Genomic DNA, 21,277 nt, shown 5'->3' with positions numbered 1-21,277 from the left:
GAAAATGATGAAAGAAGACTTTCTGCACCATGTGTGGCAGTTTAAAAAGTTTAAGGTGCAGGATTTAAAGACCGCGCAGGGCGAACCCTTGCAGATAATCAGTGCGGGGCAGTACCTGCAACAATCAGGCCCCGACTTTTTTAATGCACAAATACGCATTGGTAATCAAACCTGGGCGGGGAATGTGGAGATACACATAAAGTCGTCTGACTGGTACCTGCACAGCCATGAGCGGGATGCTGCCTATGATAATGTGATACTGCACGTGGTGTGGGAACATGATACAGAAGTAATGCGTGCCGATAATACCGAAATACCTGTTTTGGAGTTAAAGCATTACACTGATGAAAATTTGCTGAACAGCTATAATGCACTTGCTTCTCAAAAAACATGGATTTACTGCGAAAAAGAGCTGGAGCACCTCAATACATTTGTAAAAGAGAACTGGAAAGAAAGGCTCTTTTTTGAAAGGCTGGAGCGAAAGGCACAACCCATTATACAACTTGCCAAAGAAGCAGGTGGCGACTGGGAAGCGGTTTTATTTTGTTTCCTTGCTAAAAACTTCGGGCTTAATACCAATGGCGTTGCTTTTTTTGATATTGCCAAATCGGTGCCGTTTGCCATAGTGCGGAAAGAAAGCTTTGAAGCTGAAAATATTGAAGCCTTGCTATTTGGCAGGGCAGGGCTGCTTAATGATGACTATGAAGAAACTTATCCTAAAGAGCTTAAACAGCGATATGAATATATAGTTACAAAACACAGGCTGCAACCGGCACACGCAACACCATTAGAGTTTTTCAGGCACAGGCCGGATAATTTCCCTACCGTCAGGCTGGCGCAACTTGCGCAATTATATCACACGCACCAAAATCTTTTTTCTAAAATAATTGCAAACAACAGCCTAGCAGAAATAAAGAACCTGCTCTCGGTTAAAACATCATCATACTGGGAAACACATTACCGTTTTGATAAAGAAAGCCCTAAAAAGAGAAAAGCGCTCACACAGTCATTTATAGATTTACTCATAATAAATACCATTGTGCCCTTTCGGTTTGCTTATGCAAAAGCAACAGGAAATGAAATAAGCGAAAGCCTTATACAGCTTTTACAACAGCTCCCTCCCGAAAAGAACAACATTATAGATAAGTTCAGTTTGTTTAAGCTGCCATCGGTATCGGCTTATGACACGCAGTCGCTGTTACAGCTTAAAAACGAATACTGTGCCAAAAAGCGATGCATGCAATGCGCTTTTGGTTTGGAATTGCTGAAAAAATAACCACATATAAAAAGGATTACTTACATTTGAAAAATGTAAAGGCTAAAGCATACACAATGTCTTTTGTAACCAACATACGTCACTTTTTTGAAAAACACGGTTTTCATGTATCATCGCGCCTTGCCGACAGGCTGGGTATGCGCGCTACCAACGTTAGGCTCTTTTTCATTTATATATCGTTTGTAACAGTTGGGCTTTGGTTTGGCGTATATCTAACCCTTGCTTTCTGGCTAAAGCTGAAAGACATGATATACACAAAGCGCAGTTCTGTTTTCGATCTTTAGCCTCATGAAGCCCCTGCATTTTTTCTTCCGTTTTACAAAGCAGCAGCAAAAAGGTGTGCTGGCACTGTTTATCCTTGTAATATTATTACAGGCAGGTTATTTTGGCATCAACTGTTATACTCCAAAAAAAGCTGCTACAACTAAAGAGGAGCAAGAGTGGCTTGCATTGCAGCCGGAGATAGATGCACTAAAAGCAGCACAGGCAAAAAAGCAGTTTACCATATATCCTTTTAACCCCAATTTTATTTCCGATTATAAAGGCTACACGCTTGGAATGTCAGTTCAGGAAATAGACAGGCTGCACAAGTTCCGTAAAGGGAATAAATATGTAAACAGCGCCGCCGAGTTTCAGCAGGTAACCGGGGTTTCAGATAGCCTGTTGGCGGTAATATCGCCCTATTTTAAATTTCCGGACTGGGTTATAAAAAAGCAGGCCCACCAGCAGCAAAGCAATCAAAGTTTTGCAAACTCATATCCTAATAAGCCTTTTGCTAAAGAAGAAAAGAAGTTAGTGCAGCTTGATATAAACGAAGCTGTGGAAGAAGACCTGGTAAAAGTATATGGCATCGGCCCTGCATACGCAAAAACAATACTCCGCAAAAGGGCAAAGCTTGGTGCATTTGTAAGCATGGAGCAGATGAACGAATTTGAGCAATTTTCTCCAGAAGCGGTTGCAGGGCTAAAAAAGGCTTTTTATGTGGGCAGTAACCCAACTGTTACAAGATTAAATATCAACACGGCATCTTTAAGCCAACTTACCTACTTTTCTTACTTTAACAGAGATATCGCTAAAGCTATAATAACCCGCCGCAGCATGCAGGGCAGGTTAAACAATGTTGAGGATTTAATAAAAATTAATCAATTTCCTGTTGATAAAGTAAAAATAATTGCCTTATATTTGGAATTCTAAAAAAACAATCAAAAAATGAATTTCGAATACAGCGAAACCCAATCCATGATTGCACAGTCAATCAGGGATTTTGCAGAACTGAACATTCGCCCTTATGTGCGCGAGTGGGACGAAAGCCAGCATTTTCCGGTAGATCTTTTCAAAAAACTCGGTGAAATGGGTTATATGGGTGTGCTTGTGCCTGAAGAATATGGCGGGGCAGGCCTCGGCTATCACGAATATATAACCGTTATTGAAGAAATTTCGAAGGTAGACCCTTCTATAGGTTTGTCGGTTGCGGCACACAATTCTCTTTGCACCAACCATATACTTACCTTTGGTAACGAGGAGCAAAAGAAAAAATGGATTCCTAAACTTGCCACTGCCGAGCATATTGGCGGGTGGGGCCTTACAGAGCACAACACAGGTTCTGACGCAGGTGGTATGAATACTACAGCCGTTAGGGATGGTGACCACTGGATTGTTAACGGTGCCAAGAATTTTATTACGCATGCCAAATCGGGCGATGTTGCCGTTGTAATTGTGCGTACAGGCGAAAAAGGCGACTCTCGCGGAATGACAGCTTTTGTGTTTGAAAAAGGCATGGAAGGCTTTACAAGCGGTAAAAAAGAAGATAAACTGGGTATGCGCGCCAGCGAAACTGCCGAGCTTATTTTTGATAACTGCCGCATCCCTGATTCTAACAGGCTGGGCGAGGTAGGCGATGGTTTTATACAAGCCATGAAGATACTTGACGGCGGCAGGATATCTATTGGTGCACTGTCTCTTGGTATTGCCAAAGGCGCTTATGAAGCCTCTTTAAAATACAGTAAAGAGCGTTACCAGTTTGGGCAGCCGATAAGCAACTTTCAGGGTATAGCGTTTAAAATTGCCGATATGGCTACAGAGATAGAAGCTTCAGAGCTTTTGCTGCACAAAGCCGCTTCACTTAAAAACAACAATAAAAAAGTTACCGTAGCCGGTGCAATGGGCAAGATGTATGCTTCAGAGGTATGTGTAAAAGTATCTACAGAAGCAATACAGATACACGGGGGCTATGGCTACACTAAAGATTATCCTGTAGAGAAATTCTTCAGGGATTCTAAACTTTGTACTATAGGCGAGGGTACTACCGAAATACAGAAACTCGTAATTTCGAGAAACCTGCTTAAAGAGTAATAGTTATTATATAACTACAAAGAAAGAGCGGCTTGTTTAACAGGCCGCTCTTTTTTGTTAAACTGATGTATAAGCTACAACGATGTAGTGTTAAAAATGTTATAAATTTGTTAAGAAAACGATTTCGTATTTATACATTCTGCTGATAATCAAACTATTTAATTATGAAATGTATATTTACGATCTTAGCGTCGGCCCTGCTTCTCTGGGGCTGCAGTAAAGACTCACAGGAGCTTTACGATGAAGGGCAGGCAACAACTGTTGCCGAAACCCAAAATAACAATGATGTCGCCCGTTCGGCAGGCTCAAAGGTTATGATGCAGGCTTTTTATTGGGATTGCCCCGGAGGGGGCACCTGGTGGAACACCGTTTCATCTAAAGTGCCTTCGTGGGCATCTGCGGGTATAGATGCCATTTGGCTGCCGCCTGCCACAAAAGCATCCAGCGGGGGTTTTAGCATGGGGTATGACCCGTTCGACTATTTCGATTTTGGTAACTTTAACCAGATGGGTAATACCGAAACCCGTTTCGGCTCTAAAACAGAACTTCAGAACCTGATTACCACAGCACATAACAGCGACTTGTATGTACTGGCAGATATAGTGGTTAATCATTGCAGTGGTGGAGCTTCTCAGGCCAATCCGTTTACCGGCGGCAATACATATACGAGTTTTACACCGGCTTCCGGTATGTTTGCCCGTTCGTATTATGATTTCCACCCTAATGATATACAAAATAACGATTCCGGCTCTTTTGGAGGCTATCCCGATCTTTCCCACAGCAAGAGTTATGTGCAGGACTGGCTGTATAATAACAGTAACTCTATAGCCAAATACTATAAAAATGTTATGGGCTTTGATGGATGGCGTTTTGACTATGTAAAAGGTTTTGAGCCCTGGGTGGTAAAAAACTTTAAAAATGCCGTGGGCGGCTTTACAGTAGGGGAGTACTGGGATGGTAACGCTGCAACACTTGACTGGTGGGCAGGGCAGGCAGAAGCCAGCGCTTTTGACTTTGCTTGTTATTACCGCATGCGCGATGCTTTTATGGGTAACGACCTTACGCAGCTAAACGGCGATATGCTGCTAAAGCGAAATGCGTACCGAGCTGTAACCTTTGTGGCTAACCACGATACCGATGAGATAATTAACAACAAGCTATTGGCGTATGCTTACATTCTTACCCACGAAGGTTACCCGTGTATTTTTTACAGGGATTATGAAGAGTGGCTGGACAAGAACAAGCTGAACAACCTGATATGGATACACAATAACAGGGCTTCGGGTTCTACCACTTACCTTCATGCCGATAATGATGAGTATGTGGCAAGGCGCAACGGCGGGCAGGGTATTATTGTTTATATTAATAATAGTAACTCATGGCAGGAGCGTTGGGTAGATACTAACTGGTCTAACACTAAAATTAAAGATTATACGGGCCACTCCGGCTGGGAGCCAACTACCCAAAGCGATACATGGGTAAAAATACAGGCGCCACCGCATGGCTATACCGTCTGGTCTGTAAAATAATCAGATAAGTGTTTGCAGGATAAATATATTTTATATCTTTGCAGCCTTAAAGAGAGGAGGTGTTACAGCATGTTGATTATACCAATTAAAGACGGAGAAAACATTGACAGGGCGCTTAAGCGTTACAAAAGAAAGTTCGACAGGACTGGAGTGGTGCGTCAGCTAAGAAGCCGTCAGCAGTTTACTAAGCCATCTGTTCAAAGAAGGGCCGAAATACAAAAAGCAGCTTATATCCAGGGATTAAGGGACGCTGAAGAAAACTAGTCCGTAATTTCAGGATTACCATACTAACCGTTAGCAGTAAAATACTAATTTTGCTGTTAACGGTTTTTTCATGGCAGATTCTAAACAGGCTTTTGCGGATTACTTACTCAAGGAGAAAAATTACTCCCTGTTAACTCTGCGTGCCTATACTGATGACGTTGCTGCTTTTGAATCATTTCTTACACAGGATGATGAGGCTGCTATGCTGGAAGAAGTTAATTACAGCCAGATTCGCTCCTGGATTGTACATCTTGTAGAAAGCGGTATCTCTAATACCTCTGTTAACCGTAAGGTTGCTTCGTTAAAAGCTTTTTATAAATTTTTGCTCCGCTCACGCCAAATAGAAGCAAACCCGCTTCAAAAGCATAAGTCGTTAAAAACAGAGAAAAAGGTGCAGGTGCCATTCTCTGAAAAAGAACTTAACGATGTGGTAGAGAAAATAGATTACCCTGATGATTTTGAAGGCTTGCGCAACCGCCTTGTAGTAGAGCTGTTTTATACTACAGGCATACGCCGTGCCGAACTGATTAACTTAAAGTTAACAGGCTTTGACGCGGCAGGCAAAACCCTTCGGGTGCTGGGTAAGCGCAATAAAGAACGCGTGCTCCCGCTCTTAGGTTGTACGGTAGATATTATAAATCAATATCTTACAAAAAGGAAAGAGCTTTTGGTTATTGGGAGCCCCGAGGTGTTAATTTTAAATAACCGGGGAAATAAATTAACAGAATCTTTTGTTTATAGGTTAATTAATTGTTACTTTAGTATTGTCTCCGGTAAGGTTAAAAAGAGTCCGCATGTGCTTAGGCACACATTTGCAACGCATCTTCTTAACAACGGGGCCGATTTAAATTCTGTAAAAGAGCTATTAGGCCATTCCAGCCTTGCGTCTACCCAGGTGTACACCCACAGTAGTTTGTCAGAGCTTAAAAAGGTGTATGGGGCGGCGCACCCCCGCAGCAGGGAGTAGCAATGTTTAATCATAAAATACATTTAGATTATGAAAGTAAATGTTCATGCGGTAAATTTTACTGTAGACCGAAAGCTGGTTGGCTTTACCCAAACAAGGCTTGATAAGCTTGAAAAGTTTTATGACAGGGTTGTAAACTCTGATGTGTTCTTTAAGGTGGATAACACTAATGGTAAAGCGAATAAGATTGCCGAAATAAAAATTAATGTGCCCGGCGATGAGTTTATGGTAAAAAAACAATGCAAAACCTTTGAGGAGGCTGTAGAGCTTGCAGCAGAATCCATGGAGCGTTTACTGGTAAAGAGAAAACAAAAGATAAGGGCTTTCTCATAACTGTAAAAAATTTTTAAGAAAATGTTTTGATTAAAAAATAAAATCTATACATTTGCAGTCCGTTAGAAATAGCGGACTTTTTTTATATTCAAGTTGCCGGTGTAGCTCAGCTGGCTAGAGCAGCTGATTTGTAATCAGCAGGTCGTGGGTTCGAGTCCCTCCATCGGCTCAATGTTATTTGAAAGCAACTGAATGAATTAAGGGCCGGGGAGATACTCAAGCGGCCAACGAGGGCAGACTGTAAATCTGCTGACTATGTCTTCGCAGGTTCGAATCCTGCTCTCCCCACAAAAAGAGTTATTTTAAATGTGAATGACAAATTTTGAATGGTAATACATTCAGTTTAAAATTCATAATTTATAATAGCGGGAAAAAGGCCGGTGTAGCTCAGGGGTAGAGTGCTTCCTTGGTAAGGAAGAGGTCACGGGTTCAAATCCCGTCATTGGCTCAAGTTTGGTAAATTTGAACACTAATTATATAACTAAGATTAAATTATTAAATCATGGCAAAGGAAACTTTTGATCGTTCCAAACCCCACTTGAATATTGGTACTATTGGACACGTTGACCACGGAAAGACTACTTTGACTGCTGCTATTACTAAAGTACTAGCTGATGCAGGTCTTTCTGAGGCTAAATCATTTGATCAAATTGATAACGCTCCTGAAGAAAAAGAAAGGGGTATTACAATTAATACATCTCACGTAGAGTATGCTACTGCTAACCGTCACTACGCTCACGTTGACTGTCCTGGTCACGCTGACTACGTTAAGAACATGGTTACAGGTGCTGCCCAGATGGACGGCGCTATTCTTGTGGTTGCTGCTACAGACGGACCAATGCCACAAACTCGTGAGCACATCCTTCTTGGTCGCCAGGTAGGTGTGCCTAGGATTGTTGTTTTCATGAACAAAGTGGACATGGTTGACGACCCTGAGCTTCTTGAGCTTGTTGAAATGGAAATCCGTGACCTTCTTTCGTTCTATCAGTATGATGGTGATAACGGTCCTGTTATCCAGGGTTCTGCTCTTGGTGCACTTAACGGTGAGCCAAAATGGGTTGATACTGTAATGCAACTTATGGAAGCTGTTGACAACTGGATTGAAGAGCCGGTTCGTGACAGGGAGAAGCCGTTCCTTATGCCGGTTGAAGACGTATTCACCATTACTGGTCGTGGTACTGTTGCAACAGGTCGTATCGAAACTGGTATAGCTAACACAGGTGATCCTGTAGAGATAATCGGTATGGGTGCTGATAAACTTACATCTACAATTACAGGTGTTGAGATGTTCCGTAAAATCCTTGACAGGGGTGAGGCTGGTGATAACGTAGGTCTTCTTCTTCGTGGTATAGATAAAACTGATATCCGTCGTGGTATGGTTATCTGTAAGCCGGGTTCTGTTAAGCCACACGCTAAATTTAAAGCTGAGGTTTACATCCTTAAGAAAGAAGAAGGTGGACGTCACACTCCATTCCACAACAACTACCGCCCTCAGTTCTACGTTCGTACAACTGACGTAACAGGAACAATTTCTCTTCCTGCAGGTGTTGAGATGGTTATGCCTGGTGATAACCTTACTATAGAGGTTAACCTTCTTAGCCCAATTGCACTAAGCGTAGGTCTTCGTTTCGCTATCCGCGAAGGTGGCCGTACTGTAGGTGCTGGTCAGGTTACAGAAATCCTAGACTAATTATAAGTAATTATATATAGAGCCGGCCGGTGCTTAGCTCCGGCCGGTTTTTAATCAAACGGGTGTAGTTCAAGGGTAGAATAGCGGTCTCCAAAACCGTTGATGGGGGTTCGAATCCCTCCACCCGTGCAAAAATGTATTTACAATGAAGGTTACTAACTATATATCGGAAGCATTCAACGAATTAAAAACGAATGTAACCTGGCCTGAATGGTCGGAAGTACAGCGCCTAACTATAATAGTGGCTGTTTTTTCGATCATATTTGCATTGCTGACATTTGGTGTAGATCGTGGCTTTGAAGTTATTGTAGAGAAACTATATGCCTTCTTAAACAGTTAATTTTATTTGTGATGACTGATAACAATGTCAAAAAGTGGTATGTTGTAAGGGCGGTAAGCGGTCAGGAAAATAAAGTTAAGAACTACATTGAGACCGAGATTAACAGGGTCGGTATGTCAGACTATATTTCCCAGGTGCTTGTACCAACTGAAAAGGTGGTACAGGTTCGCGACGGAAAAAAGATAAGCAAAGACAGGGTGTACTTTCCGGGCTATGTAATGATTGAGGCTAACCTTACAGGTGAAGTTCCGCACATTATAAAATCTATAACAGGGGTTATCGGCTTTTTAGGCGAAACAAAAGGTGGCGACGCTGTGCCTTTAAGGGAAAGCGAAGTTAACCGTATGCTTGGTAAAGTAGATGAGCTTTCTGTTAAGACCGACAATGTATCTATACCGTTTACAACAGGTGAAACCGTAAAAGTTATTGATGGGCCGTTTAACGGCTTTAACGGTACTGTAGAAAAAGTAAACGAAGAAAAGCGTAAGCTGGAAGTTATGGTGAAAATTTTTGGAAGGAAAACACCATTAGAACTTAGCTTTATGCAGGTAGAAAAAGTATAATTTTTTTGTTACATATATAAACTCACATCATTCGCTTCCAATTGAAGATGTGCTAATCTTTTAAAGAAATGGCTAAAGAAATTAGTAAAGTAGTTAAATTACAAGTTAAGGGAGGCGCCGCGAATCCATCGCCGCCGGTTGGACCTGCTTTGGGAGCTGCTGGGGTTAACATTATGGAGTTCTGTAAGCAATTTAATGCTAGGACCCAGGATAAACCCGGCAAAATATTACCAGTGCAAATCACTGTTTACAAAGACAAATCTTTTGATTTTGTTGTTAAAACTCCACCAGCTGCAGTACAGTTAATGGAGGCTGCCAAACTTAAGTCAGGTTCAGGAGAACCAAACCGTAAAAAAGTAGCAAGCGTTACCTGGGATCAGATCAGGACTATTGCTGAAGACAAAATGGCCGACCTAAATGCTTTCACGATAGAGAAAGCAATGAGCATGGTTGCCGGTACAGCGAGGTCTATGGGTATAACAGTATCAGGAACTGCTCCTTTTTAATCGAAAAAAGACAAAGAAGAAATGGCAAAATTGACAAAAAAACAGAAAGAGGCTGCTTCAAAAATTGAGAAGAACAAACTATACTCTCTAAAAGATGCTTCTGCATTGATTAAAGAGATTGCTTCTGCAAAATTTGATGAGTCTGTAGACATCGCTGTTCGCCTTGGTGTAGACCCAAGAAAAGCGAACCAGATGGTAAGGGGCGTTGTAACGCTTCCTCACGGAACAGGTAAAGATGTAAGGGTTCTTGCCCTTGTAACTCCGGATAAAGAAGCTGAAGCTAAAGCTGCAGGAGCTGACTTTGTTGGCCTTGATGAGTACCTTCAGAAAATTAAAGACGGCTGGACAGATGTTGATGTTATCATTACCATGCCTGCAGTAATGGGTAAGCTTGGTCCTCTTGGTAGGATTCTTGGTCCTCGCGGCCTTATGCCGAACCCTAAAACAGGTACCGTAACCATGGAAGTGGGTAAGGCTGTTGGCGAAGTTAAAGCCGGTAAAATAGACTTTAAAGTTGATAAAACCGGTATAGTACACGCAGGTATAGGAAAAGTATCATTTGATGCTGATAAAATATCTGATAACGCTCACGAAATAATCCAAACTTTAATTAAACTTAAACCAACTGCTGCTAAAGGTACATATATTAAGAGTATTCATATCTCTAGTACCATGAGCCCGGCTATTGCTTTAGATCCTAAAGCGGTATAATTGGTAGTTAAAAATATTTATTATGACCAGAGAAGAAAAATCAAGAGTTATTGAAGATTTAACTGCACAGTTGGCCGATACTAACGTTGTTTACGTTGCAGATATTTCGGGGCTTGATGCAGAGAGTACTTCTAACTTAAGGAGGGCTTGCTTTAAAGCAGGTATTAAGCTTGAAGTGGTAAAGAACACCCTGCTTGAAAAAGCAATGGCTACTTCTGAGAATAACTATGGCGACCTGCCTTCTATTCTTAAAGGAAACACTTCTATAATGATTGCAGAGAACGGTAACGCTCCTGCAAAAGTAATTAAAGAATTCCGTAAAAAGTCTGATAAGCCACTTTTAAAAGGTGCTTACATTCACGAAGCGGTATTTATCGGCGACAACCAGCTTGATGCTCTTGTTAGCCTTAAATCTAAAGAAGAAGTTATCGGCGAAATTGTTGGTATCCTTCAGTCTCCTGCCAAAAATGTTATCTCTGCCCTTAAATCGGGTGGCGGCATAATAGCAGGTTTAGTAAAAACATTATCCGAGAGAGAAGGGTAATGAATGGCGAGTACGCACTTAATAAATTATATATTACAAACTTTTTTAAATCGATAGAAAAATGGCAGATTTGAAACAATTCGCAGAGCAACTTGTTAACCTAACTGTAAAAGAAGTTAACGAACTAGCTACAATATTAAAAGATGAGTATGGTATCGAGCCTGCAGCTGCTGCTGTAGCTGTAGCAGGTCCTGCTGCTGGTGGTGGTGAAGGTGCTGCTGCTGAAGAGCAAACTGAATTTACAGTAGTTCTTAAAGAAGCTGGTGCTTCTAAACTAGCTGTTGTTAAAGCAGTTAAAGAACTTACAGGTCTTGGTCTTAAAGAGGCTAAAGATTTAGTAGACGGTGCTCCACAAAACGTAAAAGAAGGTGTATCTAAAGATGAGGCAGAAGGCCTTAAAAAATCTCTAGAAGAAGCCGGAGCTGTAGTTGAGCTTAAATAAGCCATCTTAGGTTAAAAATTCTAGGTTTAGGCCTTGAGAAATGTCTCAAAGGCCTAAACCATTTTTCGTATAATAACCTGTTATACGTTCTCTATATATTACTTTAATCAAAATTTTGTCCATTGATGATAACAAATCAGACTGAAAGATTAAATTTTGCCTCTACAAAAAACATCCCTGATTATCCGGATTTCCTGGACATACAGGTAAAATCCTTTAAGGATTTTTTCCAGCTGGAAACCAAATCGGATGAAAGAGGCAACGAAGGTCTTTACCTAACCTTCATGGAAAACTTTCCGATTACTGATACAAGAAATCAGTTTGTACTGGAGTTCCTTGATTATTTTGTTGATCCGCCACGTTATACAATTGAGGAGTGTATAGACAGGGGACTTACGTACAGCGTGCCGCTTAAAGCAAGGCTTAAGCTGTATTGTACCGACCCCGAGCATGAAGATTTTGAGACAATTGTACAGGATGTATACTTGGGGACTATCCCATACATGACTCCAAGCGGTACTTTTGTTATCAACGGTGCAGAGCGTGTTGTTGTATCGCAGCTACACAGGTCGCCCGGTGTATTCTTTGGCCAGTCGTTCCACGCTAACGGAACAAAACTTTACTCTGCAAGGGTAATACCTTTTAAAGGTTCTTGGATTGAATTTGCTACAGATATAAACAATGTGATGTATGCGTATATCGACAGGAAGAAAAAACTACCTGTTACCACATTGTTCAGAGCTATCGGTTTTGAAAGGGATAAAGACATCCTTGAAATTTTTGATCTTGCAGAAGAGATAAAGGTTTCTAAAACAGGTCTTAAAAAGTATATCGGCAGGAGGCTTGCTGCACGTGTGCTAAACACATGGCATGAAGACTTTGTTGACGAAGATACAGGTGAAGTTGTTTCTATAGAGCGTAACGAAATTATATTAGACAGGGATACTATAATCGACAAGGACAATGTTGAGGAAATTATCGACTCTAATGTAAAAACGATACTCCTTCATAAAGAGGATAATAACCAGGCAGATTATGCTATTATCCACAACACTTTACAAAAAGACCCTACAAACTCGGAAAAAGAAGCCGTAGAGCATATTTACCGTCAGCTGCGTAACGCAGAACCACCTGATGAGGAAACTGCCCGCGGTATTATAGATAAATTGTTCTTCTCAGACCAGCGCTACAACCTTGGTGAAGTGGGCCGTTACAGGATGAACAAAAAGCTTGGTCTTGATATCCCTATGGAAAAGCAGGTGCTTACCAAAGAGGATATTATTACCATTGTAAAATATTTGATAGAGCTTATAAACTCTAAAGCTGAGATTGATGATATAGACCACCTTTCTAACCGTAGGGTAAGAACAGTGGGCGAGCAGCTTTCAGCTCAGTTTGGCGTGGGCCTTGCCCGTATGGCAAGAACCATCCGTGAGCGTATGAACGTAAGGGATAACGAGGTATTTACCCCGATAGACCTTATTAATGCCAAAACGCTTTCATCTGTAATAAACTCGTTCTTTGGTACTAACCAGCTTTCGCAGTTTATGGACCAGACAAATCCTCTTGCAGAGATTACCCACAAAAGGAGGCTTTCTGCTTTAGGTCCGGGCGGTCTTTCAAGGGAAAGGGCAGGTTTCGAGGTTCGAGACGTTCACTATACACATTACGGACGCCTTTGCCCGATAGAAACGCCTGAAGGACCTAACATCGGTCTTATCTCTTCTCTTGGTGTATATGCTAAGGTAAATGGTATGGGCTTTATCGAAACGCCGTACCGCAAGGTTGAGAACGGTAAAGTAGATTTACAGTCGGAACCTATTTACCTGAGCGCTGAAGAAGAAGAAGGCAAGATGATAGCGCAGGCTAACATTGAGATGAGTGATAGTGGTGAAATTACTGCCGAAAGGGTAATTGCCCGTGAGGAAGGCGACTTCCCGGTAGTGGAGCCGACAGTAGTACATTATACTGACGTTGCCCCTAACCAGATTGCATCTATCTCTGCATCACTGATTCCTTTCCTTGAGCACGATGACGCGAACCGCGCATTGATGGGAAGTAACATGATGCGCCAGGCAGTACCGCTTTTACGCCCTGAGGCGCCAATTGTGGGAACAGGCCTGGAAAGACAGGTAGCTTCAGATTCAAGGGTGCTTATTAATGCCGAAGGGCATGGCGTTGTTGAGTATGTTGATGCCAACAAGATTACCATTAAATATGACAGGACCGACCGTGAGCGCAGCGTGAGCTTTGACACGGACGAGAAAACATACCAGCTTATCAAGTTCAGGAAAACCAACCAGAGCACAAGTATTAACCTTAAGCCAATTGTAAGAAGAGGCGACAGGGTAGTGCCGGGCCAGGTTCTTTGCGAAGGCTATGCTACGCAAAATGGTGAGCTTGCTCTGGGCCGTAACCTTCAGGTGGCATTCATGCCATGGAAAGGTTATAACTTTGAGGATGCTATCGTGATCTCTGAAAAAGTAGTTCGCGATGATATCTTTACTTCTATCCACGTTGATGATTACTCGCTTGAAGTGAGGGATACCAAACTGGGTAATGAAGAGCTTACCAATGACATACCAAACGTATCGGAAGAGGCAACAAAAGACCTTGACGAGAATGGTATGATAAGGATTGGTGCCGAGGTTAAGCCTGGTGACATCCTTATTGGTAAGATTACACCTAAGGGTGAAAGCGACCCGACACCGGAAGAAAAGCTTCTTCGTGCAATATTCGGAGACAAGGCGGGCGACGTTAAAGATGCTTCATTAAAAGCTTCTCCGTCATTACACGGTGTGGTTCTTGATAAAAAACTTTTTGCCCGTGCTGTGAAAGATAAGCGCAAGCGCACAAAAGATAAAGACGATTTAACCAAGCTTGAAATGGAGTTTGAAGTTAAGTTTAATGAACTTAAGGACAAACTTATTGATAAGTTGTTTGATATTGTTAACGGTAAAACATCTCAGGGTGTAATGAATGACCTGGGCGAAGAAGTACTGCCAAAAGGCAAGAAGTTTACCCAGAAAATGCTTTATGCTGTTGAAGATTTTGCTCACCTTACCAAAGGGCAGTGGACAACGGATGATGAAACCAATGCAATGGTTAACGACCTTATCCACAACTACAAGATTAAGCTAAACGACCTTCAGGGTGCGCTAAGGAGGGAGAAATTTACCATTACGGTGGGTGACGAACTTCCAAGCGGTATCCTTAAACTGGCAAAAGTTTATATTGCCAAGAAGCGTAAACTTAAGGTAGGTGACAAGATGGCGGGACGCCACGGTAACAAAGGTATTGTTGCAAAAATAGTTCGAGCAGAGGATATGCCTTTCCTTGAAGACGGAACACCTGTTGATATTGTTCTTAACCCGCTGGGTGTACCATCGCGTATGAACATTGGCCAGATATATGAAACTGTATTGGGCTGGGCAGGTCTTAAGTTAGGCAAGAAATTTGCAACACCTATTTTTGACGGTGCATCTCTTGATCAGATAAATGAACTTACAGATGAGGCAGGAATACCGCGCTTTGGTCACACTTATCTATATGATGGTGGTACAGGAGAGCGTTTCCACCAGCCGGCAACTGTGGGTGTAATCTATATGCTTAAGCTTGGCCACATGGTAGATGATAAAATGCACGCGCGTTCTATCGGTCCGTACTCACTTATTACGCAACAGCCTCTTGGAGGTAAGGCACAGTTTGGTGGCCAGCGTTTTGGTGAGATGGAGGTGTGGGCACTTGAAGCTTATGGCGCATCAAGCACGCTTAGGGAGATACTTACCGTTAAATCGGATGACGTTATCGGAAGGGCTAAAACTTACGAGAGTATCGTTAAGGGAGAAACCATGCCGGAACCTGGCCTGCCTGAATCTTTCAACGTGTTGATGCACGAACTGAAAGGTCTTGGCCTCGACATCAGGTTAGAAGAATAAATTTACACGGGAGTGGTGCCATGCGCCACTCCCTATATACTGTTTTTAATAAATCGATAGATCTGTATCATGACGAGATTAAAAGATAAAAATACGGTTAAAAGATTTAACCAGATCTCAATAGGACTGGCTTCGCCGGAGTCTATCCTGGCTGAGTCGAGAGGTGAGGTTCTTAAACCCGAAACCATTAACTATCGTACCCATAAACCGGAAAGGGATGGCTTGTTTTGCGAGCGTATTTTTGGCCCGGTTAAAGATTTTGAGTGTGCCTGCGGTAAGTACAAAAGGATACGTTATAAGGGTATCGTTTGCGACCGTTGCGGTGTAGAAGTTACTGAAAAGAAAGTTCGACGCGACAGGGTAGGCCACATCAATCTTGTTGTGCCTATTGCACATATCTGGTATTTCCGTTCGTTACCAAATAAAATTGGTTACCTTCTTGGGCTGCCTTCTAAAAAGCTGGATATGATTATATACTATGAAAGGTATGTAGTTATACAGCCGGGTATTGCCAAAGGGCCCGACGGGGAAGCACTAAATGCATTAGACTTTTTGACAGAAGAAGAGTACCTGAATATCGTGGATTCTCTTCCGATGGAAAACCAATACCTTGATGACAACGACCCTAATAAGTTTATCGCTAAGATGGGTGCTGAGTGTATCATGGACTTATTAGCGCGTATTGACCTTGATCAGTTGTCTTATGACCTGCGCCACAGTGCCAATACCGAGACTTCTAAGCAACGTAAAACAGAAGCCCTTAAAAGGCTACAGGTGGTAGAGTCGTTCCGTGAGAGCAACATGAACAGGGAGAACCGCCCTGAGTGGATGATATTAAAGGTAATACCTGTTATACCGCCAGAGCTTCGCCCGCTTGTGCCGCTTGATGGCGGACGTTTTGCAACATCTGACCTTAATGACCTTTACCGCAGGGTTATTATCCGTAACAACCGTTTAAAAAGGTTGATGGAAATTAAAGCCCCAGAGGTTATCCTTCGTAACGAAAAGCGTATGCTTCAGGAATCTGTAGACTCGCTTTTTGATAACACAAGGAAAGCTTCTGCTGTTAAAACAGAAAGCAACAGGCCGCTTAAATCGCTTTCAGATTCACTGAAAGGTAAGCAGGGACGTTTCCGTCAAAACCTGCTTGGTAAGCGTGTTGACTATTCAGCACGTTCGGTAATTGTTGTAGGACCGGAACTTAAGTTATTTGAGTGTGGTCTTCCAAAAGATATGGCTGCCGAGCTTTACAAGCCGTTTGTTATCCGTAAGCTTATAGAGCGCGGAATCGTTAAAACGGTAAAATCGGCTAAAAAAATAATAGATAAAAAAGAGCCCGTAGTTTGGGACATCCTTGAAAATGTAATTAAAGGACACCCTGTACTGCTAAACAGGGCCCCTACGCTTCACCGTCTTGGTATTCAGGCTTTCCAGCCGAAACTAATTGAAGGTAAGGCGATACAGCTTCACCCGTTGGTATGTACGGCATTTAACGCCGACTTTGACGGTGACCAGATGGCGGTACACCTTCCGCTTGGGCCTGAGGCTATATTAGAGGCACAGCTATTGATGCTTGCTTCTCACAATATCCTTAACCCTGCTAATGGTGCGCCTATTACCGTACCTTCTCAGGACATGGTACTTGGTCTATATTATATGACCAAAGAGCGCCTTAGCACAGAAGAGAATAAAATTAAAGGCGAAGGCCTTACTTTCTACTCGGCAGAAGAGGTTAATATTGCCCTTAATGAGGGCAGGCTTCACCTTAACGCCCGTGTAAAAGTACGTGCAAAAGACTTTAATGATAAAGGTGAGCTTGTTTACAAAATAATACAAACTACAGCCGGTAGGGTACTGTTTAACGAAGTGGTGCCTGAAGCTGCAGGATATATTAATGAAGTTCTTACCAAGAAATCGTTAAGGGATGTTATCGGTAAAATTTTAAGTGTTACCGATGTGCCTACAACGGCAGCATTCCTTGACAGCATGAAAGACATGGGTTACCGCTTTGCATTCCAGGGTGGTTTATCTTTCAGCTTGGGAGATATTATTATCCCGGACAGGAAACAGGAACTTATTGCCGATGCAAACTCTCAGGTTGAGGCTATTACCATGAACTATAACATGGGTCTTATAACCAACAACGAGCGTTACAACCAGGTAATTGACGTGTGGACTTCTACCAATGCTTTGCTTACAGAGCTTGCCATGAAGAACATTCGTGAAGACCAGCAAGGTTTCAACTCGGTATATATGATGCTTGACTCCGGGGCGAGGGGTAGTAAAGAACAGATACGCCAGTTAACCGGTATGCGTGGTTTGATGGCTAAGCCTAAAAAATCTACTGCCGGCGGTGGAGAAATTATCGAGAACCCGATTCTTTCTAACTTTAAGGAAGGTCTTTCGATTCTTGAATACTTTATCTCTACCCACGGTGCGCGTAAAGGTCTTGCGGATACGGCTCTTAAAACGGCTGACGCGGGTTACCTTACCAGGAGACTTCATGATGTTTCGCAGGATGTTATTGTAAACACAGTAGATTGCGGTACATTAAGGGGTATAGAGGTTACGGCACTTAAAAAGAACGAAGAGGTTGTAGAAAGCCTTGGCGAAAGGATATTAGGCCGTGTTGCCCTTCAGGATGTGGTTAACCCGCTTACAAGCGAAGTGCTTGTTGAAGCAGGAAACCAGATAACTGAAGCAGAAGTAAGAAGGATTAGTGCAGCACCTATAGAAAGGGTAGAAGTGCGTTCTCCGCTTACCTGTGAGGCAAAACAAGGTATTTGTGCCAAGTGTTACGGGCGTAACCTTGCCACCGGAAAAATGACCCAGAAGGGTGAGGCTGTTGGTGTAATTGCAGCACAGTCTATCGGTGAGCCGGGTACACAGCTAACGCTTCGTACCTTCCACGTGGGTGGTACAGCAGGTAACATTTCTGAAGAATCAAGCATTATTACCAAATTTAAAGGTAGGCTTGAAATTGAAGACCTTAAAACAGTTAAAGGAGAAGACAACGAAGGTAATGAAACCGATATTGTAATATCGCGTTCTACAGAGCTTAAACTTGTCGACGAAAATACAGGTATTGTACTTAACACACACAACATACCTTACGGTTCTAGCATTTACGTGAAAGACGGACAAGTGGTAGACCAGGGTACAACAGTGTGTAAGTGGGACCCTTATAACGGTGTAATTATTTCTGAATACACAGGTAAGGTAGCTTATGAAGATATCGAACAGGGACAATCTTTCGTTGTTGAAATTGACGAACAGACAGGTTTCCAGGAAAAGGTAATCTCTGAATCAAGGAACAAGAAACTTATACCAACGCTTCTTATTTATGGTAATGACGGTGAACTTATCCGTTCTTACAACCTGCCGGTGGGTGCCCACCTTATGGTAGATAACGGTGAGAAGATTAAATCAGGTAAAGTACTTGTTAAGATACCAAGGCGTTCATCTAAAGCAGGTGATATTACCGGTGGTTTACCAAGGATTACTGAGCTTCTTGAAGCACGTAACCCAAGTAACCCTGCCGTAGTATCAGAAATTGACGGTGTGGTGTCATTCGGTAAAATCAAGAGGGGTAACCGCGAGATTATCATCGAATCTAAATTTGGTGAAATCAAGAAGTACCTTGTAAAGCTTTCTAACCAGATACTGGTACAGGAAAATGACTTTGTAAGGGCCGGTATGCCACTTTCTGACGGTGCTATTACTCCTGAGGATATCCTTAGGATACAGGGGCCGTCTTCAGTACAGCAGTACCTTGTAAACGAAATTCAGGAGGTTTACCGCCTTCAGGGTGTAAAAATCAACGATAAGCACTTTGAGGTTGTAATTCGCCAGATGATGCGTAAGGTACAGATACAGGATCCGGGTGACACGCTATTCCTTGAAGACCAGTTGGCACACACCAGCGACTTTATCGAGGAGAATGATAAACTATATGGAATGAAGGTGGTTGAGGATGCAGGCGATTCTGCAAACCTTAAACCGGGCCAGATTGTTACGCCACGCGAGCTTAGGGACGAAAACTCCCTGCTTAAGCGTAACGACCAGAACCTTGTGGTAGCAAGAGATGTAATACCGGCAACGGCTACACCTATACTACAGGGTATTACAAGGGCATCGCTTCAAACCAAATCGTTTATTTCTGCGGCATCGTTCCAGGAAACAACAAAAGTACTTAACGAGGCTGCCGTAGCCGGTAAGATAGATACTCTTGAAGGCCTTAAAGAGAACGTTATTGTAGGACACAGGATACCTGCAGGTACAGGTATGAGGGAATATGATAACATTATTGTAGGCTCTAAAGAAGAACTAAGTGAATTATTAATTCCTAATACAGAGGAAGTAAACTATTAATACAATGAGTGAACAAAAGCAACAGGGACAGATCAATATTGAACTGGACGAGAAAACAGCCGAAGGCACATACAGCAACCTTGCCATCATCAATCATTCTGCTTCAGAATTTGTGGTAGATTTCGTTTCGATTATGCCGGGTGCTCCTAAAGCTAAAGTTAAATCGCGCATTGTGTTAACGCCACAGCATGCCAAAAGGCTGCTTAAGGCATTAGGAGAAAACATTCACCGTTTTGAAAGTGCACATGGCGCTATTCAGGAAAGTGAGCAGGCCCCGCTTCCGCTTAGCTTCGGCCCTGCCGGACAGGCTTAGGAAATCAGATTATAAAATAAAACCCACTCGAAAGAGTGGGTTTTTTATTACTGTTAAAAGGGGGCTTATGTTTTCGCTTTCTTTTCCTGTGCTTCCTCTGTATCATCACTATCGGCATACATCGGCTTTTGCTCTTTGTCAGCCTGTGGATCATATTGTATGTCAATAAAGATAGGGAAGTGGTCAGACCCAAAACTGTCGAGCCTTTTAATGCGGTTCAGCTTAAAATCAGGCGATATAAAGGCATGATCAAGCGGGAAACGCATAAAGGGGTATTTTGCATGAAAAGAGTTAAAGAAGCCCCTGCCACGGCGTGGGTCGAGCAGTCCGCTCATTTTAAGGAAGAGTTCTGTGGTATGGCTCCACGCTACATCATTAAGGTCGCCAATAACTACTACAGGTAGTTCTTCCTCCTTTGCCATATCAGCTACCAAAAGCAATTCCTTATCTCGTTCTGTGCTGCGCACATTTTCGTTTGGCACGGGTGGGGTGGGGTGTACACCGTGCAGCACTACTTCATTCCCGTCTTTCATCACTACTTTTGTATGTATTGACGGAACATCATCCTCTACCAGATAAGATATTTTATCGTCCTTAAGTTCAAGCTTAGAAAAAAGCAGCATACCATAGGTATTATCTTTTGCTGCTTTTACAGTATATTCATATTTATCCTCTAATAATGGGCTTACAGCTTTTTCCCATTTTTCATCAGTCTCCAGCAGGAACACAATATCAGGGTTAGCCTTTTCTATCTCTTCGAGACAGCCTTTGTAATTTTTATTATCCTGATAAACATTAGAGATCATAATACTTATGCTGCTGTCACCGTTATAGCTTTTTGCTTTATAAACCTGTTTTTTACCTAAGATGGTAAAAGGGAGTATCAGGTAAAGCAGGTAAATAGTGTTGACAGTAACTATACCTGTAAGCACCCAGTATAAAGTGCCGGAACCATTGTAAAAGTAAAGAAGCAGCCCCAGGCAGATGATGGAAAGCGTGAATTTTTGAAGCCTCGGATAATCAAACATCCTAAAGGTCCAGTAATCATTACGTATAAGTGCCATTACAGAGAAAAGCACCAGCAGTGCGGTAAAAGCTATAAGGATGGTGTTCACGGTTGTTTTATTTGCTTTAAAGA

General features: G+C 42.4%; 19 protein-coding genes and 4 tRNA genes. 22 read left to right on the top strand and 1 reads right to left on the bottom strand.

Annotation, left to right across the window (positions count from 1 at the left end; translation table 11 throughout):
• Positions 1–7: 7 nt before the first annotated feature.
• The 22 genes from Q0K96_RS00370 (at position 8) to Q0K96_RS00265 (ending at position 20,139) form a co-directional block, all read left to right on the top strand.
• Complete coding sequence (locus Q0K96_RS00370; protein WP_297332091.1) at positions 8–1,276, top strand: DUF2851 family protein; 1,269 nt, start codon at positions 8–10, stop codon at positions 1,274–1,276.
• A gap of 56 nt (positions 1,277–1,332) precedes the next feature.
• Complete coding sequence (locus Q0K96_RS00365) at positions 1,333–1,560, top strand: PspC domain-containing protein (protein ID WP_223052962.1); 228 nt, start codon at positions 1,333–1,335, stop codon at positions 1,558–1,560.
• Between the two features lie 4 nt (positions 1,561–1,564).
• A complete protein-coding gene (locus Q0K96_RS00360; protein WP_297332048.1) occupies positions 1,565–2,470 on the top strand; it encodes a helix-hairpin-helix domain-containing protein in 906 nt (301 codons plus the stop codon).
• Positions 2,471–2,485: 15 nt separating this feature from the next.
• The gene (locus Q0K96_RS00355) at positions 2,486–3,628 is read left to right on the top strand and encodes an acyl-CoA dehydrogenase family protein (RefSeq protein ID WP_297332047.1); all 1,143 of its coding nucleotides are present in this window, start codon (positions 2,486–2,488) and stop codon (positions 3,626–3,628) included.
• A gap of 164 nt (positions 3,629–3,792) precedes the next feature.
• Complete coding sequence (locus Q0K96_RS00350) at positions 3,793–5,157, top strand: alpha-amylase (protein ID WP_297332046.1); 1,365 nt, start codon at positions 3,793–3,795, stop codon at positions 5,155–5,157.
• Between the two features lie 69 nt (positions 5,158–5,226).
• Positions 5,227–5,421: a 30S ribosomal protein S21 gene (rpsU, locus tag Q0K96_RS00345; RefSeq protein WP_297332045.1), complete on the top strand. Its 195-nt coding sequence runs from the start codon at positions 5,227–5,229 to the stop codon at positions 5,419–5,421.
• A 70-nt stretch (positions 5,422–5,491) separates the two neighbouring features.
• Positions 5,492–6,388, top strand: a complete 897-nt coding sequence (locus Q0K96_RS00340) for a tyrosine-type recombinase/integrase (RefSeq protein WP_297332044.1) — start codon at positions 5,492–5,494, stop codon at positions 6,386–6,388.
• 30 nt (positions 6,389–6,418) lie between these two features.
• On the top strand, positions 6,419–6,721 hold the full coding sequence (gene raiA, locus Q0K96_RS00335) for a ribosome-associated translation inhibitor RaiA (protein ID WP_297332043.1): 303 nt from the start codon (positions 6,419–6,421) through the stop codon (positions 6,719–6,721).
• A 95-nt stretch (positions 6,722–6,816) separates the two neighbouring features.
• Positions 6,817–6,890 (top strand) — tRNA-Thr (locus Q0K96_RS00330).
• A 37-nt stretch (positions 6,891–6,927) separates the two neighbouring features.
• Positions 6,928–7,009: transfer RNA gene (locus Q0K96_RS00325), tRNA-Tyr, on the top strand.
• A gap of 88 nt (positions 7,010–7,097) precedes the next feature.
• Positions 7,098–7,169, top strand: a tRNA-Thr gene (locus Q0K96_RS00320).
• Positions 7,170–7,223: 54 nt separating this feature from the next.
• Complete coding sequence (gene tuf, locus Q0K96_RS00315; RefSeq protein WP_297332042.1) at positions 7,224–8,411, top strand: elongation factor Tu; 1,188 nt, start codon at positions 7,224–7,226, stop codon at positions 8,409–8,411.
• Between the two features lie 58 nt (positions 8,412–8,469).
• Positions 8,470–8,540, top strand: a tRNA-Trp gene (locus Q0K96_RS00310).
• Positions 8,541–8,556: 16 nt separating this feature from the next.
• Complete coding sequence (gene secE, locus Q0K96_RS00305) at positions 8,557–8,751, top strand: preprotein translocase subunit SecE (protein ID WP_297332041.1); 195 nt, start codon at positions 8,557–8,559, stop codon at positions 8,749–8,751.
• An 11-nt stretch (positions 8,752–8,762) separates the two neighbouring features.
• Positions 8,763–9,314, top strand: a complete 552-nt coding sequence (gene nusG / locus Q0K96_RS00300) for a transcription termination/antitermination protein NusG (RefSeq protein WP_223052971.1) — start codon at positions 8,763–8,765, stop codon at positions 9,312–9,314.
• 68 nt (positions 9,315–9,382) lie between these two features.
• The gene (gene rplK / locus Q0K96_RS00295) at positions 9,383–9,820 is read left to right on the top strand and encodes a 50S ribosomal protein L11 (protein WP_297332040.1); all 438 of its coding nucleotides are present in this window, start codon (positions 9,383–9,385) and stop codon (positions 9,818–9,820) included.
• 21 nt (positions 9,821–9,841) lie between these two features.
• Positions 9,842–10,531, top strand: a complete 690-nt coding sequence (rplA, locus tag Q0K96_RS00290) for a 50S ribosomal protein L1 (protein ID WP_297332039.1) — start codon at positions 9,842–9,844, stop codon at positions 10,529–10,531.
• Positions 10,532–10,553: 22 nt separating this feature from the next.
• Positions 10,554–11,075 (top strand): 50S ribosomal protein L10, encoded by a 522-nt coding sequence (rplJ, locus tag Q0K96_RS00285; protein ID WP_297332038.1) that lies wholly within the window; start codon positions 10,554–10,556, stop codon positions 11,073–11,075.
• A 61-nt stretch (positions 11,076–11,136) separates the two neighbouring features.
• Positions 11,137–11,517 (top strand): 50S ribosomal protein L7/L12, encoded by a 381-nt coding sequence (rplL, locus tag Q0K96_RS00280; RefSeq protein ID WP_297332037.1) that lies wholly within the window; start codon positions 11,137–11,139, stop codon positions 11,515–11,517.
• A 125-nt stretch (positions 11,518–11,642) separates the two neighbouring features.
• On the top strand, positions 11,643–15,455 hold the full coding sequence (gene rpoB, locus Q0K96_RS00275; protein ID WP_297332036.1) for a DNA-directed RNA polymerase subunit beta: 3,813 nt from the start codon (positions 11,643–11,645) through the stop codon (positions 15,453–15,455).
• Positions 15,456–15,524: 69 nt separating this feature from the next.
• The gene (gene rpoC, locus Q0K96_RS00270; protein WP_297332035.1) at positions 15,525–19,826 is read left to right on the top strand and encodes a DNA-directed RNA polymerase subunit beta'; all 4,302 of its coding nucleotides are present in this window, start codon (positions 15,525–15,527) and stop codon (positions 19,824–19,826) included.
• 4 nt (positions 19,827–19,830) lie between these two features.
• Entirely contained in the window at positions 19,831–20,139 is a 309-nt protein-coding gene (locus Q0K96_RS00265) for a DUF3467 domain-containing protein (RefSeq protein ID WP_223052978.1), read from the top strand.
• A gap of 65 nt (positions 20,140–20,204) precedes the next feature.
• On the opposite strand, the gene Q0K96_RS00260 is transcribed toward Q0K96_RS00265, so the two are convergent.
• Positions 20,205–21,254 (bottom strand): endonuclease/exonuclease/phosphatase family protein, encoded by a 1,050-nt coding sequence (locus Q0K96_RS00260; protein ID WP_297332034.1) that lies wholly within the window; start codon positions 21,252–21,254, stop codon positions 20,205–20,207.
• Between the last annotated feature and the right edge of the window lie 23 nt (positions 21,255–21,277).

This window comes from Flavobacterium sp. (genome assembly GCF_024305175.1).
Classification (GTDB): domain Bacteria; phylum Bacteroidota; class Bacteroidia; order Flavobacteriales; family Flavobacteriaceae; genus Flavobacterium.
The sequence above is the reverse complement of the archived record's forward strand: the minus strand, read 5'-3'. Positions and strand labels throughout refer to the sequence as shown.

Bases quoted from the DNA above. Each gene is read 5' to 3' on its own strand.
- raiA (WP_297332043.1), top strand. From the start codon at position 6,419: ATGAAAGTAAATGTTCATGCGGTAAATTTTACTGTAGACCGAAAGCTG.
- rpoC (WP_297332035.1), top strand. From the start codon at position 15,525: ATGACGAGATTAAAAGATAAAAATACGGTTAAAAGATTTAACCAGATC.
- Q0K96_RS00350 (WP_297332046.1), top strand. From the start codon at position 3,793: ATGAAATGTATATTTACGATCTTAGCGTCGGCCCTGCTTCTCTGGGGC.
- tuf (WP_297332042.1), top strand. From the start codon at position 7,224: ATGGCAAAGGAAACTTTTGATCGTTCCAAACCCCACTTGAATATTGGT.
- rpsU (WP_297332045.1), top strand. From the start codon at position 5,227: ATGTTGATTATACCAATTAAAGACGGAGAAAACATTGACAGGGCGCTT.
- rplK (WP_297332040.1), top strand. From the start codon at position 9,383: ATGGCTAAAGAAATTAGTAAAGTAGTTAAATTACAAGTTAAGGGAGGC.
- Q0K96_RS00340 (WP_297332044.1), top strand. From the start codon at position 5,492: ATGGCAGATTCTAAACAGGCTTTTGCGGATTACTTACTCAAGGAGAAA.
- rpoB (WP_297332036.1), top strand. From the start codon at position 11,643: ATGATAACAAATCAGACTGAAAGATTAAATTTTGCCTCTACAAAAAAC.
- secE (WP_297332041.1), top strand. From the start codon at position 8,557: ATGAAGGTTACTAACTATATATCGGAAGCATTCAACGAATTAAAAACG.
- Q0K96_RS00265 (WP_223052978.1), top strand. From the start codon at position 19,831: ATGAGTGAACAAAAGCAACAGGGACAGATCAATATTGAACTGGACGAG.
- Q0K96_RS00360 (WP_297332048.1), top strand. From the start codon at position 1,565: ATGAAGCCCCTGCATTTTTTCTTCCGTTTTACAAAGCAGCAGCAAAAA.
- rplA (WP_297332039.1), top strand. From the start codon at position 9,842: ATGGCAAAATTGACAAAAAAACAGAAAGAGGCTGCTTCAAAAATTGAG.
- rplJ (WP_297332038.1), top strand. From the start codon at position 10,554: ATGACCAGAGAAGAAAAATCAAGAGTTATTGAAGATTTAACTGCACAG.
- Q0K96_RS00355 (WP_297332047.1), top strand. From the start codon at position 2,486: ATGAATTTCGAATACAGCGAAACCCAATCCATGATTGCACAGTCAATC.
- Q0K96_RS00365 (WP_223052962.1), top strand. From the start codon at position 1,333: ATGTCTTTTGTAACCAACATACGTCACTTTTTTGAAAAACACGGTTTT.
- nusG (WP_223052971.1), top strand. From the start codon at position 8,763: ATGACTGATAACAATGTCAAAAAGTGGTATGTTGTAAGGGCGGTAAGC.
- Q0K96_RS00370 (WP_297332091.1), top strand. From the start codon at position 8: ATGAAAGAAGACTTTCTGCACCATGTGTGGCAGTTTAAAAAGTTTAAG.
- rplL (WP_297332037.1), top strand. From the start codon at position 11,137: ATGGCAGATTTGAAACAATTCGCAGAGCAACTTGTTAACCTAACTGTA.